12 protein-coding genes are annotated in these 15,183 nt (G+C 72.9%); 7 read left to right on the forward strand and 5 right to left on the reverse strand.

All coding sequences use genetic code 11. The features are described 5' to 3' along the window. Nucleotides 1–40: 40 nt before the first annotated feature. From WME82_RS43065 to WME82_RS43080, 4 genes are read left to right on the forward strand one after another with little or no spacing between them, the layout of a single operon-like run. Nucleotides 41–2,749, forward strand: coding sequence for a protein kinase domain-containing protein (locus tag WME82_RS43065; RefSeq protein WP_438040040.1), 2,709 nt, complete (start codon nt 41–43; stop codon nt 2,747–2,749). A gap of 3 nt (nt 2,750–2,752) precedes the next feature. Then, nucleotides 2,753–3,496: a class I SAM-dependent methyltransferase gene (locus tag WME82_RS43070; protein WP_437546645.1), complete on the forward strand. Its 744-nt coding sequence runs from the start codon at nt 2,753–2,755 to the stop codon at nt 3,494–3,496. Continuing rightward, nucleotides 3,493–4,542 carry a lysylphosphatidylglycerol synthase domain-containing protein gene (locus WME82_RS43075; RefSeq protein WP_438040041.1) on the forward strand — a complete coding sequence of 350 codons (1,050 nt, stop codon included), beginning with the start codon at nt 3,493–3,495 and terminating at the stop codon, nt 4,540–4,542. The genes WME82_RS43070 and WME82_RS43075 overlap by 4 nt, the downstream gene beginning before the upstream one ends. 15 nt (nt 4,543–4,557) lie before the next feature. After that, nucleotides 4,558–7,125: a hypothetical protein gene (locus WME82_RS43080; protein ID WP_438040042.1), complete on the forward strand. Its 2,568-nt coding sequence runs from the start codon at nt 4,558–4,560 to the stop codon at nt 7,123–7,125. 61 nt (nt 7,126–7,186) lie between these two features. Here the strand turns inward: WME82_RS43080 and WME82_RS43085 are convergent, their stop codons facing one another. The 5 genes from WME82_RS43085 to WME82_RS43105 form a co-directional block, all read right to left on the reverse strand. Beyond that, nucleotides 7,187–8,230: a glycosyltransferase family 2 protein gene (locus WME82_RS43085; RefSeq protein ID WP_437742327.1), complete on the reverse strand. Its 1,044-nt coding sequence runs from the start codon at nt 8,228–8,230 to the stop codon at nt 7,187–7,189. Nucleotides 8,231–8,487: 257 nt separating this feature from the next. Next, entirely contained in the window at nt 8,488–8,733 is a 246-nt protein-coding gene (locus WME82_RS43090; RefSeq protein WP_044967022.1) for a hypothetical protein, read from the reverse strand. 285 nt (nt 8,734–9,018) lie between these two features. Next, a complete protein-coding gene (gene nuoK / locus WME82_RS43095; RefSeq protein WP_012240633.1) occupies nt 9,019–9,327 on the reverse strand; it encodes an NADH-quinone oxidoreductase subunit NuoK in 309 nt (102 codons plus the stop codon). A 3-nt stretch (nt 9,328–9,330) separates the two neighbouring features. Further along, nucleotides 9,331–9,846: an NADH-quinone oxidoreductase subunit J family protein gene (locus WME82_RS43100; RefSeq protein WP_012240634.1), complete on the reverse strand. Its 516-nt coding sequence runs from the start codon at nt 9,844–9,846 to the stop codon at nt 9,331–9,333. Between the two features lie 144 nt (nt 9,847–9,990). Continuing rightward, nucleotides 9,991–10,623, reverse strand: coding sequence for a NuoI/complex I 23 kDa subunit family protein (locus WME82_RS43105; protein ID WP_437854284.1), 633 nt, complete (start codon nt 10,621–10,623; stop codon nt 9,991–9,993). A gap of 286 nt (nt 10,624–10,909) precedes the next feature. Between WME82_RS43105 and dapA the strand changes: the two genes are divergently transcribed. From dapA to WME82_RS43120, 3 genes are all read left to right on the forward strand, one after another. Continuing rightward, the gene (gene dapA / locus WME82_RS43110) at nt 10,910–11,815 is read left to right on the forward strand and encodes a 4-hydroxy-tetrahydrodipicolinate synthase (protein ID WP_438040043.1); all 906 of its coding nucleotides are present in this window, start codon (nt 10,910–10,912) and stop codon (nt 11,813–11,815) included. Between the two features lie 71 nt (nt 11,816–11,886). Next, nucleotides 11,887–12,684, forward strand: a complete 798-nt coding sequence (gene dapB, locus WME82_RS43115; protein WP_438044986.1) for a 4-hydroxy-tetrahydrodipicolinate reductase — start codon at nt 11,887–11,889, stop codon at nt 12,682–12,684. Nucleotides 12,685–12,789: 105 nt separating this feature from the next. Then, on the forward strand, nt 12,790–15,024 hold the full coding sequence (locus WME82_RS43120; protein ID WP_438040044.1) for a hypothetical protein: 2,235 nt from the start codon (nt 12,790–12,792) through the stop codon (nt 15,022–15,024). Nucleotides 15,025–15,183: the final 159 nt, after the last annotated feature.

Consider the following 15,183-nt stretch of genomic DNA (forward strand, 5'->3'; position numbering starts at 1 on the left):
CTCGACACGGATGTTGTCCTCGACGTAGGCTTTTGCCGCCGTGTCTATCGCAGCTGGTCAGGTGCTGAGCGAGCGCTACCGCCTCATCCGACCCGTGGGGCAGGGCGCGCAAGCCGCGGTGTGGGTCGCAGAGCACCTGGCGCTCGGCACCCATGTCGCGGTCAAGCTCATCGATCTGGAGCTCGCGAAGCAGGAGGACGCGCGCGAGCGGTTCCGCCGCGAGGCGACGGCCGCCGCGCAGCTGCGCAGCGCGCACGTCGTGCAGATCATCGATCACGGCATCGACGGGGAGCAGCCGTTCATCGTGATGGAGCTGCTCGAGGGCGAGGACCTCTTCGATCGGCTCGCGCGCCGGCACCGCCTCTCGCTCCAGGAGACGTCGAAGATCGTGACGCAGGTCGCGCGCGCGCTCACCCGCGCGCACGGGGCCGGCATCGTTCACCGCGACCTCAAGCCGGAGAATTTTTTCCTCTGCGCGAACGAGGACGACGAGATCGTCAAGATCCTCGACTTCGGCATCGCCAAGGTGAAGGGGCAGGGGAAGCGGGTCGCCCAGCGCACCAGCGTCGGCACGCTCATGGGCACGCCGCACTACATGAGCCCGGAGCAGGTGAAGGGGCTCCGGGAGGTCGACTACCGCGCGGATCTCTGGGCGCTCGGCGTGATCGCTTACCAGTGCGTGACGGGCGAGCTCCCGTTCGACAGCGAGGGGGTCGGCGACCTGCTGATCAAGATCTCGCTCGGCGAGATCCCGGTCCCGTCGAGGGCGAACCCGGAGCTGCCGCCGAGCTTCGACGGGTGGTTCGCGCGCGCCTGCGACCGCGACCCGTCGCGGCGCTTCAGCAGCGCGCGCGATCTCGCGGAGTCGCTCGCCCGCGTCGCCGACCTGTCGACCGAGGCCCCGAGCAGCATCCGATCGCCGCAGCCGCCGCCGCTGCCGCCCCGGGCCTCGCCGACGCGCCCGCCGGCGGCCCCGCCGCGGCCGGCGACAGGCTCGGTGATCCCGAAGGCGCCGCCGCTCCCCCGGGTGGCCGACCCCACGGGCGCCGCCTCGACGCGATCGCCCGAGCGAGGATCGGGCGAGCCGCCGGCGGACATGGCGGCCGCTCCGTCGTCGGCCAGGCCGAGCGCGAGGATCCCCGCGGTGCCAGGCGAGCGGCCGCAGACGCCGCCGCGGCTCACCGAGCGGCCGCCGCTCAGCGAGCGCTCGCCGCTGTCGTCTCGGCTCGGCGAGCGGCCTCTCGCACCGCCGCGGGCCACCGAGCGACCTCCGGCGCCGCCTCGGCCCACGGCGCGGCCTCAGACGCCGTCGCTGGCGCAGATCGGCGAGCCATCACCGGGCTCGTCCGAGCTCGGCGAAAGGCCGCCGCTGAGCCAGCGGCCGCCGCTCTCGGCTCGGCCCGGCGATCGACCTCCGGCGCCGCCGCAGCACAGCGAAGGCGCATCGCAGAAGCCGCCGGTCGCTGCCGAAACGCTGGTCGCCACCGGGACGCCGGTCGCTGCGGGGACACCGGTCGTCACCGGGACGCCGGTCTCCGCGCAGCCGAGCAGCGTATCGTCCGCGACGACAGACGACGTCGACGCCCCGCCAGGCGCGCCTGGACCGGCGCTGGCGCCCAGCGACACGTTCCGGAAGGCCGCCGACAGCGCGTCCTCGCTCGTCGACGTCGACATCGACGAGTTCGAAGAGGACGTGATCGATACCGACGTGGACGAGCCCTGGACGGCGCCGGCCGCATCCGCGGCGCGCGCTCCGCGCGCAGACGCAACGCCGGCCGCAGCCCAGGCGCCGGCCGAGCCCTCAGCCCAGGCGCCGGCCGAGCCCGCGGCCCAGGCGACGGCCGAGCCCGCGGCCAACGTGCCGACCGAGACCGCGGCCCAGGCGCCGGCCGAGCCCGCGGCCAACGTGCCTGCCGAGCCCGCGATGGCTGCGCCCCAGAGCGGCGTACCCGTCGCGCCAGGCGCCACGGCCGAGCCGCCGCTCTCCTCGCCGACGCCACGCGCGCTCTCGCCACAAGAGGCCGATCCGCACGCGATCGCCCCCGAGCGCGAGGTGCCGCCGAGCCAGGACCCGTCGTCGGAGAAGCTCCGCGACAACGTCAGGCGGGCGGTCGCCGGGGCGGTCACGGCTGCCGCGCCCCCCGCCTCGCTGCGCGAGCCGCCCCCACTCGATCCGCCGCTCGCTCCTCGGGCTCGCCCGTTGCCCTCCGGCCAGTCGCCGGACCAATGGATGAAGGGGTCCAGCGTGAGCGGGGTGGCGCACGAGGCGCGCGAGAGCGTGCTTCCGGAGTTCGACCCCGGCTCACGTCGGCGCCGACGCGCCCGCTTGGCAGCCCTCGCGCTGGTGGCCCTGGCCGGCGTCGCCGCGTGGCAGGTGGTCCGCTCGCAGCGCCTGCCGCAGACCACGCCGGCGGCCGAGAGCGAGGCCCCGCCGCCGCCCGCCGTCACGGCAGAGCCCGCACCGCCGCAGGAGCCCGCGCCCCAGCCGACCGTCACGGCGAAGGCCGTGGAAACGGCCACGGCCACGTCCGCGCAGCCGTCGGCCAGGGCCTCCGCGACGACGCCGCCGCGGAAGCGGCGCCCGCCGCCGCCACCGCCGAAGAAGTCGCGGAGAGAGCCGGCCAAGGTGGACGACCTGACGATCGAGATCCCGACTCCTCCGGAGCCCGAGGCGGAACCGACCTCACCAGCAGAGTCGCCGCCCCCGGCCGGATCGCCCCAGGGCGATCCGGCCCCGCATGCAGAGTGAAGCGTGGAAACGACTGCATATCAGCAATACTCCGAAGAATCCGGCGACTGGTTGAGGAAGGGGAGGGCCCGGCTGCTGGCCCATCTGGTGCGCGAGTTCGGCCCGGAACGGCGGCCGCTCGAGCTGCTGGAGGTCGGCGCCGGGGTCGGCCAGAACCTGAGTGTCCTCGCGGAGTTCGGGGCCGTCGACGCAAACGAGGTGAGCCCTCTCGGACAGGAGGCCATCGCGAAGGCCGGCGCGGCGAGGACGCTCTACGGCACATCCATCCCGTTCCAGCTCGACCGACGCTATGACGTGATCTGCGCGCTCGATGTCATCGAGCACATCGAGGACGACCGCGCCGCTCTCCGGTGGATCCATGACCACCTGAGCCCTGGCGGGATCTTCGTCGCCACGGTGCCCGCGTATCCGTGGCTGTTCAGCGACCACGACCGCGCATTGCAGCATTTCCGCCGGTACACGGCTGGCAGCTTCCGCGCCGCGCTGCCGGCCGAGCTCCACGTGGAAGCTTGCGCCTACTTCAACCAGCTCCTCTTCCCTGCCGCGGTCGGCTCGCGCGCCGTCTGGAGCGCCGCGCGCAAGCTGCGCCCTCGCAAGACCAGCATGAAGCAGCCCTCACCGAAGTCGGGCCTCGCTTCCTCCGCGCTCGAAGCCGTCCTCGGTGCCGAGGTCGACCTCATCGCGCGCGGCTACCGGCCGAGCTTCGGCCTGTCGGTCTTCTGCGTGGCGAAGCGCTGGGCCGCATGAAGGACAGATCCGCGTCGCTCGCCGATCTCCCCAGCACCCCGCCCACCGGCGCCCCGCCTGCCCCCCCGAGGATCTCGGCGGATCCGCCCGAGCCCGCGCCCAGCCCGCCGCAGCGGATCGGAGGCCCGCTCGCCAGGGTGCGCACGGCGCTGCGCCCGATCATGGTCGTCGCCGCTGCCCTGTTCATCGGGCTCGCCGCGCGGGACCTCGCTCACAGGTGGGAGAGCGGCGCGCCGATCGACATCCGTCCCGCGTTCGTGGCGCTCTCGGTGCTGCCCCTCGCGCTCGGCCTCGTCGTGCTGGGGCTCGCCTGGGCCTTCATCCTGGAAGAGCTGACCGGCCGGCCCATCCCTCGCTGGCCGGCGATCGCGCTGCACATCGAGTCGCAGGCGGCGCGGTACATCCCCGGCAAGGTCGGCGTGCCGCTGTTCCGCATGCTGGGCGCGTCGCGCATCGGGGCGACCAGCGCGGAGGTGGGGTCGTCCTTCGCGATCGAGTTCACCAGCTTCATCGCGGTCGGCGCCATGGTGGGGTTCGGCCTGCTCGCGGCGGGCGGCGAGCAGTTTGCGGGCGCGAACGCGCTCATCGGTCGATGGAGGCTGCCCGTGCTCCTCGCCCTGGGCGCGGTCCTCGTCGCGCTGATGACCGTGGATCGTACCCGCGCGCCCGAGCGCGTGCGCAAGCTCCTCGCGCCCGAGGGGCGCGGGCCGCTCATGCCGGTGCGATTGCCGCTCGTGCACGCGGTGTACTCGCTGACCTGGGCCGCGCACGGCGCGTGCGCCGCGCTCGCCGTCGGCGCGACGCCGGGCGCGGCGCTCGGCGGCTCGGGCCTGTTCGTGCTGGCGCCCATCGCCGGTTTCCTCGCGATGGCCACGCCGGGCGGCATCGGCGTGCGCGAGGCGCTGATCTCCGTGGGCCTCGCCCCCGCCGTCGGACCCGCCGCGGCGCTGGGCGCCGCCCTCATCTCGCGCGCCACCTCGCTCGCCGTGGACGTCGGCGGCTTGCTCATCGCGCGGCTGCTTTGCCGACGCGCCCCGCCTCGCTAGGATGCGCCCCCTCTCATGCTGGCCCGCCTGCGTGTTGCCCTGAACTCCGACTCCCCCCTGGCCCGCTTCTGTGCCGCCCTGAGCTCCGGCTCGCCCCGGGAAAGGCTGCTGCGCAACGTCTTCGCGGCCGTCGCATGCCTCACGGGCCTCGTCGGCTACGCGCTCGTGGTCCACGCGCACATTCCAGTCCAGCACTGGCTCCTGTGGCGGCTCGCGCCACTCTGGGGCTATTCGCTGCTGTTCCTGCTCTCCAGCCTCGGCATCGGCCTCGTGCTGTTGCGCCGGGTGCTCCGCCTCGCGCACTTGCCGCCGGTCGAAGAGGGCCTGTTCGGCATGACGCTCGGCAGCATCGCCTTCGTGTTCGGCATGTACCTCGCGGGCGTGGTCGGCTGGATCCGCCCCTGGTACGGGCTCGTGATGCCGGCGGCCCTCTTCGCGGGCGGCCTCCTGGAGCTGCCACGCTGGCTATCGCGGTTGAAGCACGATCTCGACGCCTCGACGACGCCGAAAGGGACGATGCGCTGGCTGTGGCTCACGGCCACGGGCGTCGGCGCCCTGTGCCTCGTGCTCCTCTACCTGTTGTCGCTGACCCCGGATTCCATCAGCTTCGACGCGACCTGGTATCACCTGCCGATCGGGCAGGACTATGCGCGCGCCGGCCGCATCGTGCCGTTCTACGGCGACGTGAACCGCTCGTTCCCCCACTTCGCGAGCATGCTCTACGCGTGGGGTTTCAGCGTCCCCGGGATGCTCGTGGAGCAACGGTGGATGATGGCGCTCCACCTGGAGTTCGTGTTCGTCCTGGGAAAGGTGGTCGGCGTCGCGGCGCTGGCGCGGTACCTGCTCCAGGGCGAACGCGTCCCTGGCCTCTGGGCGGCTTTCTTCCTGTTCCCGTCGCTGTTCGTCCAGGACCAGAACCCCGGCGGTTCGGCGGACCATTTCCTGGGCTTCTTCGCGGCGCCGGTCCTGCTCGCGTCCATGCGCTTCGCGGAGCGCTTCGACAGGCGGTATGCCGTCCTGCTCGGCGCGTCGCTCGGGGGCGCGATGCTGGTGAAGTACCAGGCGGTCTATCACCTGGCCATGGCGGCGGCGGTCGTCGTGCCGCGCGCCGCGTACCTGCTCGCGCGCGCGGCCTCCCGCGCCCTGAAGAAGCGCAGGCGGCCGCTGCTCTCGGCGCGCCGCGTCCTCGTGGCGGGGCTCATCGCGTCGGGCGTGGCGCTCGGCACGGCCGCGCCGCACCTGATCAAGAACACCATCTACCATAACAACCCCGTTTATCCGTTGGCCCAGCGCGTGTTCACGCGGTCGTACCCGCAGCACGCGCGCTCCGCGGAGTTCATGGAGAAGGCGTATCCCAACGCGCCTTACCTGCCCAAGGGGAAGGGGCTAGAGCGGCAGCTCATCGCGGCCAGCAACTTCTTCACGTTCTCGTTCTCCCCGCACTACTCGTTCACTCGCTACGTCCCCTCGATGGGCTCGCTCTTCACGCTGCTCCTGCCGATGCTGCTGGTCATCCGCGGCCGTCGCAGGCCGGCGCTCGCGGCCTGGGCGACGTTCGCCGGCGTCTGGATGTGGAGCAACACGTACACCGCGGACCGGTACCTGCAGGGCATGCTCGCGGTGCCGATCGCCGCCGCCGCGGCGCTGCTCGTCCGCACATGGCAGCTCGGGACCATCGCGCGGCTCGGCCTCGTGCCGCTCGTGGTGTTCCAGATCGTGTGGAGCGGCGATGTGCCCTTCTACTCCGGCCCCCGCCGGCTGGAGAGCGCGCTCTCGCTGATCCGCTCCACCTACGAGAAGCGATGGAGCGACGCGCAGCGGTTCAAATTTCGCGCGGATCACCGCGCGATCAACCAGGCTACCCCGCCCGACGCGCGCATCCTCGCGCGCAACTACCGCACGACGCTCGGTATCGAGCGCGAGATCATCTTCGATATCCAGGCCTGGCAATCGCTCATTTTCTACGAGCCCGTGCGAGGGCCGGCCGAGCTCTACGCGCATTACCGGAGCGTCGGCGTCACCCACATCCTGTACCCGCCGAACCAGCGCCCGCCGGACACGCTCCAGGCCGCCGTGCTGTTCAACGAGCTCGTGCACCGCTACGCGACGGAGAAACGCCGCTTCGGCAGCCTTCAGCTCGTGACCATGCCGAAGGAGCCGCCGCCGGCCGACGAGCTGCCTTATCAGGTGCTCGCGCTCGGCGCGCCGGGCTACACGGACGGGCTCTATCCGGTCGAGGCGCTCCACATCCTCCCCAAGCTCCAGCCGCCCAAGGGCCAGGAGCCCAAGCCCGCACGGGCGTGGCCCAGGGATACGAACGCGCAGGCCGCGCTCCTCGACGCCGCGGAGGCGGTGGTGCTCGGCAAGAACGCCGCGCGGGGCAGCCGGAACGTGAAGCTGGACGGCGTGTTCTTCGCGGCGGAGCGCTTCAAGAACTACACGGTCTACCTGCGGCAGCAGCGCGACGCCTCCCGGGCGGAGCCGCCGCCCGAGCCTCCGGCCGCGGGCACGCCGCCCGGACCCGAGCCGACCGACCCTGTGGCTCCCGCGGAGGACGTCGATCCGGAGGACCCGGACGGCTGAGCCCCGGCCCGGGGCTACGAGCGCTGTTCGACCAGCGGCCCGGTCCAGGGGACCGGGCTCTTCACCTCGCGCTCGCTCGCGCCGGTTGCACCTGCTGGTTGTGCCACGGCTTCGCGCCCGTGGACTGGATCCCCTCCAGCCTGAGGGCCGGCTCCCGCTCGGCGAGCTCGGTCTCGATCCGGCGCACGCGCATCAGCACCTCCTCGACGAGGCGGCGGTTCGTCGCGATGAGCTCCGCGAGCAGCGCCACGGCCACCAGGATGCACGCCATCACGACGGCGCCCGTACCGACGATGAGCGACTGGATATAACCGCTGTAGTCCGGATTCCGCAGGTAGAAGTAGAGGAACCGGACGCCGAGCGCGAAGCCGAACACGAGCAGCACCGTCGCGACCCAGCCCACGAGCTGCACAGGGCGGTACATCGCATAAGCCCGGAACATGACGGGACCGGCGCGGCGCAGGTAGTCGGGGATCGAACGGAAGAGCCGCGACTCGCGCGTCTTCGGGTTGGTCGTGATCTTCACGTTCTCCAGCGCGAGGCCGCGGCGGCCTGCCTGGATCACGGTCTCCAGCGTGTAGGTAAAGCGGTTGTGCACGAAGAGCTGCAGCGCCGCCTTCCGGCTCACCGCGCGGAAGCCGCTCGGCGAGTCGGCCACCTCCGTGGCGGACAGGCGCCGGATGAGCCGCGAGCCCCACCGCTGCAAGACCTTCTTGAGCGGCGAGAAGTGCTCGATCCTATCTGTCTGCCGATCGCCGATCACCAGGTCGGCCCGGCCGTCGAGGATGGGAGCGACGAGCTTCGGGATCTCCGCGCCGCGATACTGGTTGTCCGCGTCGGTGTTCACGATGATATCGGCGCCGAGCCGCAGGCACGCGTCGATGCCGGCCATGAACCCGGCGGCGAGGCCTCGATTCTTGGCGAAGCGGACGATGTGGTGGATCCCGAGCTGCTCCGCGAGCGAGCTCGTCCCGTCCGTGCTGCCGTCGTCAATGATGAGGACCTCGATCTCGTCCACGCCGTCGATCGACCGCGGCAGGTCCGCGAATGTCTGCGCGAGTGTGTCGCGCTCGTTCAAGCAAGGGATTTGGATGATGAGCTTCACGGGCGATTTCGCGGCGCAGCGTAGCACGACGTGCGTCGAGAAATTCACCTCGGAGCGCAGCGGGCTCCCCCGTGACGCGAGGCTCCAGCGCGGGCTGGAAAGCCGCCCCGCTCGCGCTGAGCGCCGGGCGGCCAGCAGAAACCTGTCCACGCCGCTCCGCCGGTGCCCCGGGGCACCGTACATCGCGGAACTTCACGGAACATCGCGGGACGATGGCCCGCAGCCCTGCGCCGGGCCAGCGGGACCATCGCTCCGCTCTAGTTGAGCAACTTCTTCGAGAGGTGCTTGACCGCCTCCTGCGCCGCGTTTCGCAGCGCGACCTCGACCGCCTTCGAGGACGTGTCGCCTCGCACGAGGATGGCGCAATTGTCCCCTTCAGCCTCGAAGGATGCGAGCGGTAGCTCTGTCGCCGCTGCTGCGGCGCGGATCGGCACCTGCACAGCAAGCGAACCGACCTCGAGCTCCACGAACCCCACCAGCTCCGTCTTGGATAGGTTCTGCATGCCTTCGAACGTGGGTCGCCCGCTGGGGCTTAGCAAGGTCAGGTTTTTCCTGCTTGTCGCTGGGATTGAGCTCCACCTGAAGCGGCAGAGCGCGGGAGCGTCGAGCGCATCGCCTGGTCGGCGGTCGGCGGTCGGCGGTCGACGATCGGCATCGGCGTGGGGCGCGGGCGCGCGACGCGGCGGCCGCCGGTCCGAACGTCGCGCGCGTCACGCGCGTCACGCCGACCGCGCGCGTCACGCGCGTCACGCCGACCGCGCGCTTCCGCACGGATGACCGCTCTCGCGTCAGTTCTTCAGAGAGGTCAGCTGGTCGGCCATGATGCTTCGGTGATTGCGGTAGACCTGAAGCACGATGGCCAGCGCGATCGCCGCCTCGCTCGCCGCGAGGACGATGATGAAGACCGTGAACACCTGGCCAGCCACGCCGCCGGCGACGAAGTGGTCGAACGCGATGAAGTTGAGCGCGGCGGCGTTGAGGATGAGCTCGACGCCGAGGAGGATGCCCACCGCGTTCTTCCGCGTCATGACGGTGAACAGCCCGAGCCCGAAGAGCACCGCGGCGACGGTGAGGTAATGGATGAGACCGACCTCCATCGCCTACTCCCTCTCCCAGGCGCGCCTCACGGCTCGACGCGCGAGCACGACCGCGCCGATCATCGCGGCGAGCAGCACGACCGAGCCGAGCTCGAACGGGAGCAGGTACTCTCCGAGGAACGCGTGCCCGAGCTTGGCTGTGGACGGCATCGCCGGCTTGGCCTCGGCGGGCCAAGGGGTCTGGGTCGCCACCCTGCCGAGCAGGAGCAGCACCGCCGTGACCAGACCGAACGCCACGGCCGGCCCGCCGCGCGGGTTCGAGATCTTCATCTCCGCGATACGGCTCGTGAGCATCACGGCGAAGAGGATGAGCACGAGCGTGCCGCCGACATAGACGAGCACCTGCGTCGCCGCGATGAAATCGGCCGAGAGCGAGACGTACAGCCCGGCGATGCCGAGGAACGTGCCGAGCAAGGCCAGCGCGGAGTGGATGATGTTCCTGGAGAACGCCACGAGCCCGGCCGAGCCGAGCGTCAGCGCGGCAAGCCCGAGGAAGACGAGTGCGCTCAGGGAGGGCATGGGGTGAGGGCCGCGACGTTAGACCGCTGCCCACCGCCCAGCAAGGGCGACCCCCGCGCGTCGCTCGCGGCGCGCTCCTGCGCCGTTCTGCGCCCTTCTGCTCGCCGCGCGCTTTCGCTCAGGCGCCCGCTCCCGCCCCCGCTCCTACCCCCCGCCCGCGGGCTCCGCGCCCTCGGCGCCTTGCTGCTTCTCGCGCTCCTTGCGCCAGATGGCGCGCAGCTCCTCCAGCGCGGCCGGGTTGTCGCGCATGGCGCGCTCCCGGGCCTCCCGGGCGTGCGGCCCGTACTCGCCGACGGGCACCTCGCCGAGGTCCTTCGGCGCCTTGTACAGCGGCACGAGGCCCTCCGGGATGAAGCGGAACGTGAGGTGATCGAGCGTCGGCGCCGCCCCCTCGAACTCGCGGGTGTGGCGGATCGCGCCGGTCGACTCCGTCTTGCACGCCTCGACGCACAGGCCGCAGTACATGCACTTGCCCATGTCGATGTCGAAGCGGCTCATCGCCTGCTTCTTCGTCGCCGGGTCCTTCTCCAGATCGATGGCGATGCACTCGATGGGGCACGCGCGCTCGCAGCGCTTGCAGCCGGTGCAGATGTCCATCTGCACCTCCAGGAAGCCGCGGTACCGCGGGGGGAGCATCTCGCTGACGGGGCGGTCCGTCTTGTCGGGGTACTGGACGGTGATGGGCTCCCGGAACAGATGGGAGAACGTGACCGCCATCCCCTCCAGGATGGTATTGGCCGCGCTGGAGATGCTCTTGATGTACTGGGCGAGATCCATGGCCGGTGCCTCTCAGGGACCTGACGCGCTCGGGCAAATCCCCCGAAGGAGCGAGGCGCTACACCGCGGACGATAGCAGACGCGGACCTGCCCTGGAGCGTCCAGCCCGCTCCCCGCGGGGCCCGCCGGCCCGCGCCATACAAGCCCCGCGGGCTCCCGCCAGCCCGCCCCAAGGCCGCGTCCGTGCGGCGTCGCCCCGCGCGGAAACCAGCGGAGAGCGGGGAGTGCGCGGCGAACCTGTCCTCTCCTGTTGACGCGCACCCGGGGTGGCGATCATGGTCGTCTGATGTCGCAGCTCCCCTTGTCGGGAACGTTCACCGCCCTCGTCACGCCATTCACGCCCGATGGCGAAGCCGTCGACTTCGACGCGCTCGACGCGCTCGTCGAGGCGCAGATCGCGGGCGGCGTCAGCGGGCTCGTGCCGTGCGGGACCACGGGCGAGTCGCCGACCCTCAGCGAAGCCGAGACGACCGCGGTCATCCGGCGCGTCGTCGAGGCGGCGCGCGGCCGCGTGCCGGTGATCGCGGGGACGGGCTCGTTCTCCACGAAGAAGACGATCGAGGCCTCGCGCGCCGCGCTCGCCGCTGGCGCGGCGGGCGTGATGATCGTGATGCCGTACTACAGCAAGCCCTCGCAGGACGGGCTCCGCGAGCACACGTTGGCCGTGGCCAGGGCCGTCCCGGCGCCGATCGTGCTCTACAACATCCCGGGTCGGACGGTGGTCGACCTCTCCGCCGAGACGACCGAGCGCATCTGCGCCGCCGCGCCGAACGTCGTCGCCATCAAGGACGCCTCGGGCAACGTGTTCCGCTGCCAGGAGCTCGTGCGGCGCCTCGGCGACCGGCTCGCGATCCTGAGCGGCGACGACGCGCTGACGCTCGCGATGATGGCGCTCGGCGCGCAGGGCGTCATCAGCGTCACGTCGAACGTGCTGCCGCGCGAGACCAGCGCGGTGACCCGGCGGTTCCTGGCCGGCGACCTCGCGGGCGCGCGCGCAGCCCACCTCGCGCTCCTCGAGCTGCACGGGCTCCTGTTCGTCGAGCCGAACCCCGCCCCCGCGAAGGGCGCGCTCGCCGCCCTGGGCCGCATGAGCGCCGCGGTCCGGCTGCCCCTCGTACCGGCCGGAGAGGCGACCCGGCAGCAGATCGCCGAGGCGATGAGGCGGCTCGAGGCGAGGCGCGAGGCGTCGTGAAATCGAACGGAGATCATCGAGGCGTGCCGATGAGCGCGCTCGTGGGGCCCCCCCAGGGCGACGACGCCCGGCTGCTGAAGGTCGCGATCCACGGCGCGAGCGGCAAGATGGGGCAGGCCATCGTCCGGCTCGCGGCGAACGAGCGAGCCCAGGTCGTGGGCGCGATCGTGTCGCGCGGCTCCTCCCGCATCGGCCGTGACGTCGGCGAGCTCGCGGGGACAGGCACCGTCGGCGTCGCGATGAGCGACGACACCAGCGCCGGGCTGCTCGGCGCTGACGTGGTCATCGACTTCTCGAGGCCCGAGGCGCTCCCCCGTCTCCTGCACCTCGCGATGCGCGCCAAGGTCGCCGTGGTCAGCGGCACGACGCGCCTCGACGGCACGTGCGAGCGGCTGCTCGACGAGACGGCGCAGCACGTCCCGGTCCTCTGGTCGCCGAACACGAGCATCGGCATCCACGTGCTCGCAGAGATCGCGGCGAGCGCGGCGCGGCGGCTCGGGCCCGGCTACGACGTCGAGATCGTGGAGGTGCACCACCGCGCCAAGGTGGACGCGCCGAGCGGCACGGCCGTGCGGCTCGCCGACGCCGTACGCGCGGCCCTCGAGCCGGCCGGGACGCTCGCCGACGTGCACGGCCGCGAAGGCAACGTCGGCCCGCGCAAGCCGAACGAGCTCGGGATCTTCGCCGTGCGCGGCGGCGACGTCATCGGCGACCACACGGTCCACCTGCTCGGCCCCGGCGAACGCCTCGAGCTCACGCACCGCGCGACCAGCCGCGATCTCTTCGCGCGCGGGGCGCTGCGCGCGGCGTGGCACCTGCACGGGAAGCCGCCCGGCCGATACACGATGGCCGACGTGATCGGCGGCTGACCGCGGCGCTCCAGGGCCAGACGCGGGCGATCCGCGATCCGGCGTGCCGCGAGAGAGCCACAATGTGGTCAGCGGCGGTTCGCCGCACTACGCTGCGGCGCTCGTATGGAGACGCTCGCTGCGAGGATCGCACGCGCCGGTCCGTTGCCGGACAGGGACGCGGTCGGCTGGGTCGTCCGCCTGGCGAAGCGCGTCGAGAGCCTGCACGCGCGCGGGACGGTGCACGGCCGCCTGTCGGCCGCGTGCGTGGTCATGGAGGGCGAGCCGTGCACGTCGACGGGGTGGCTCTCGGATCCGCTCGCCACGCCCGCCTTCGTGGGTTACCGGTCGCCGGAGCGGGCCGCGGGTGAGGGGCCGTCGCGCCGGGACGACACGTGGGCGCTCGCGGTCACCCTGTACACGGCGCTGTCGGGAGCGCTCCCGTTCCCCGCCGAGAGCGACCAGGAGCTCCGCCGCAAGCAAGGCGCCGGCGCCGCGCCGCGGGTAACGCCGCCCGGCGAGGCGGGCGACGCGCTGTGGCGCGTGCTGGACCAGGCGCTCGCGCGCCGCGCTGAGCAGCGGATCACCGAGGTCGCGGCGCTCCGTCGCGCGCTGGAGGCCGCGCGGCCGGGCGAAGGCCTGGAGGAGCTGCCGCCGCTCGATGAGCACGCGCTCGCGGCGCCGGCGAGGACCATTCCAGCGCCGCGCCCGTCGAGCAGCGGGGTGCGGGGGACGTCGAGCTCGCAGCCGCCCCGCAAGAGCGCGCCGCCGCGCGAGGGCACCGGCTCGCAGCCGCCCCGCAAGAGCGCGCCGCCGCGCGAGGGCACCGGCTCGCAGCCGCCCCGCAAGAGCGCGCCGCCGCATGGCCACTCGAGCTCGCAGCCGCCGCCCATCGCGAGCGCCTCGGCCCGCCGGACGCCGTTGCCGCTCCACGGGCTCGCGAGCCTGGGGCTCCGGTCGACCATCGGCGTGCCGACCACCCCGCCTCCGGAGGCGCCAGACCGTGCCTCAAAGGCGCAGACCGCGTTGCCTGCCGCATCGCCGCGGCTCGCCGGCGCAGCGACGGAGGACCGCTCGCGCGCGGGCGCCGTGGCTGCCCCGACCGCGCACGTGCAGCCACCGCCGCAGCCGCCCGTCGTGCCCGCAGCGACCGCGCAGCCGCCCGTCGTGCCCGCAGCGACCGCGCAGCCGCCCGTCGTGCCCGCAGCGACCGCGAAGCCGCCCTTCTCCCCCAGCGCGGTGCCTCTCTTCGACGCGGATGCCCCGGCGAGCCCGCGAATGGTCGACGACCTCCCCTGGCTGGGCGAGCACGACACGCACGAGCCGTCGCACCCCTTCCCGATGGCGCCCGGCAGCGTCGCCGTGCGCTTCGGCGCGCCCGGGCCCGGCGCGCCGACGCCCCACGTCCCGGCCGTCGATCTCCCCTGGCTGGGCGAAGACGACACGCACGAGCCGTCGCACCCCTTCCCGATGGCGCCCGGCGGCGTCGCCGCGCGCGGCGGCGCGTCCGGGCTCGTCGCGCCGCCGCTCCGGGCGCGGGCGCCGGCGCCAGCGTCCGGAGCGAGCCGCGAGACGCCGTCCCCGGCGCGCCGGTGGGTCACGCTGGCCCTGGGGGTCGTGGCCATCGCGGGCGCCGCGGGGGGAGCCTGGTTCTGGCTTCGCCACCGCGACGCCGCGCCGCCGTCCCTCCCGGCGCCGCCGTCTGCGGACGCTGCGCCCGCCGCATGCGCCGCCCCCGCAGAGCCGAGCGCCCCGGCGCCCGGTGACGCGGGCGCGGAACAGGCACGCACGGCGGCGCCGGCGGACGCAGGCACCGCAAGCACAGCGCCGGATCCTGCGGCCACGGCGGACTTCGCCACATGCGCGATGCCGCTCTTTCCCGGCAAGAGCGTCGACGCCGCCATCGCGGGCCAGCTGTCGTTCGTCTGCGCCGAGACCGACCCGATGAAGGGCGTCGCGGCGCTCAAGAGCCACCTCGCCCAGGCAGCTGGGCCCAAGGGCGTCTCGGACGCCACGAAGGAATGGGCCGTGCTCGGCTGGCACGACATGGCGACCGTCGCGACCCTGCGCGCCCGCTGCTGCCACGCCCCGCCCCCCCTCGAGCTGCCCCCCACGCCCGAGGGCTGCGCGCCGCTCGATGAGGCCCTGAACGAGCTCGGCGCGGCCGTCGCGTCGGCGTCTGCTCCGGGCGATCGGGCGGTCGCGAAGGCGGCGCGGCGGTACATGCGCGCGGCCCAGTGCGTCGCCCGGGTCGGCGCGGCGACCCGTTACGGGCGCAAGAGCAAGCCCAACGGAGGCGAGGCGACCGCGTTCAAGAAGGTGCTCTCGCGCGCGCTCCGGAGCGCGGCACAGGCGCGCTGAGCCGCGCGAACGTCACGTCGCCCGTGGCGCGCGCCCATGGTGCGCGCCGTGCCACGGCGTGACGTCGCGAGCGACGCGGACGGCGCAAATGGCGTGAACGAACGTGAACAGGCGTGAACGGGCGTAAACAGCGCGGATCGATCGCTCGACCACCTCGCC

It is taken from the genome of Sorangium sp. So ce128 (genome assembly GCF_051525245.1).
In the GTDB taxonomy this organism is placed as follows: domain Bacteria; phylum Myxococcota_A; class Polyangia; order Polyangiales; family Polyangiaceae; genus Sorangium; species Sorangium cellulosum_B.

Coding starts and splice junctions, on each gene's coding strand:
- WME82_RS43075 (WP_438040041.1), top strand. CDS start 3,493: ATGAAGGACAGATCCGCGTCGCTCGCCGATCTCCCCAGCACCCCGCCC.
- WME82_RS43080 (WP_438040042.1), top strand. CDS start 4,558: ATGCTGGCCCGCCTGCGTGTTGCCCTGAACTCCGACTCCCCCCTGGCC.
- WME82_RS43090 (WP_044967022.1), bottom strand. CDS start 8,733: ATGCAGAACCTATCCAAGACGGAGCTGGTGGGGTTCGTGGAGCTCGAG.
- nuoK (WP_012240633.1), bottom strand. CDS start 9,327: ATGGAGGTCGGTCTCATCCATTACCTCACCGTCGCCGCGGTGCTCTTC.
- WME82_RS43100 (WP_012240634.1), bottom strand. CDS start 9,846: ATGCCCTCCCTGAGCGCACTCGTCTTCCTCGGGCTTGCCGCGCTGACG.
- WME82_RS43105 (WP_437854284.1), bottom strand. CDS start 10,623: ATGGATCTCGCCCAGTACATCAAGAGCATCTCCAGCGCGGCCAATACC.
- dapA (WP_438040043.1), top strand. CDS start 10,910: ATGTCGCAGCTCCCCTTGTCGGGAACGTTCACCGCCCTCGTCACGCCA.
- WME82_RS43120 (WP_438040044.1), top strand. CDS start 12,790: ATGGAGACGCTCGCTGCGAGGATCGCACGCGCCGGTCCGTTGCCGGAC.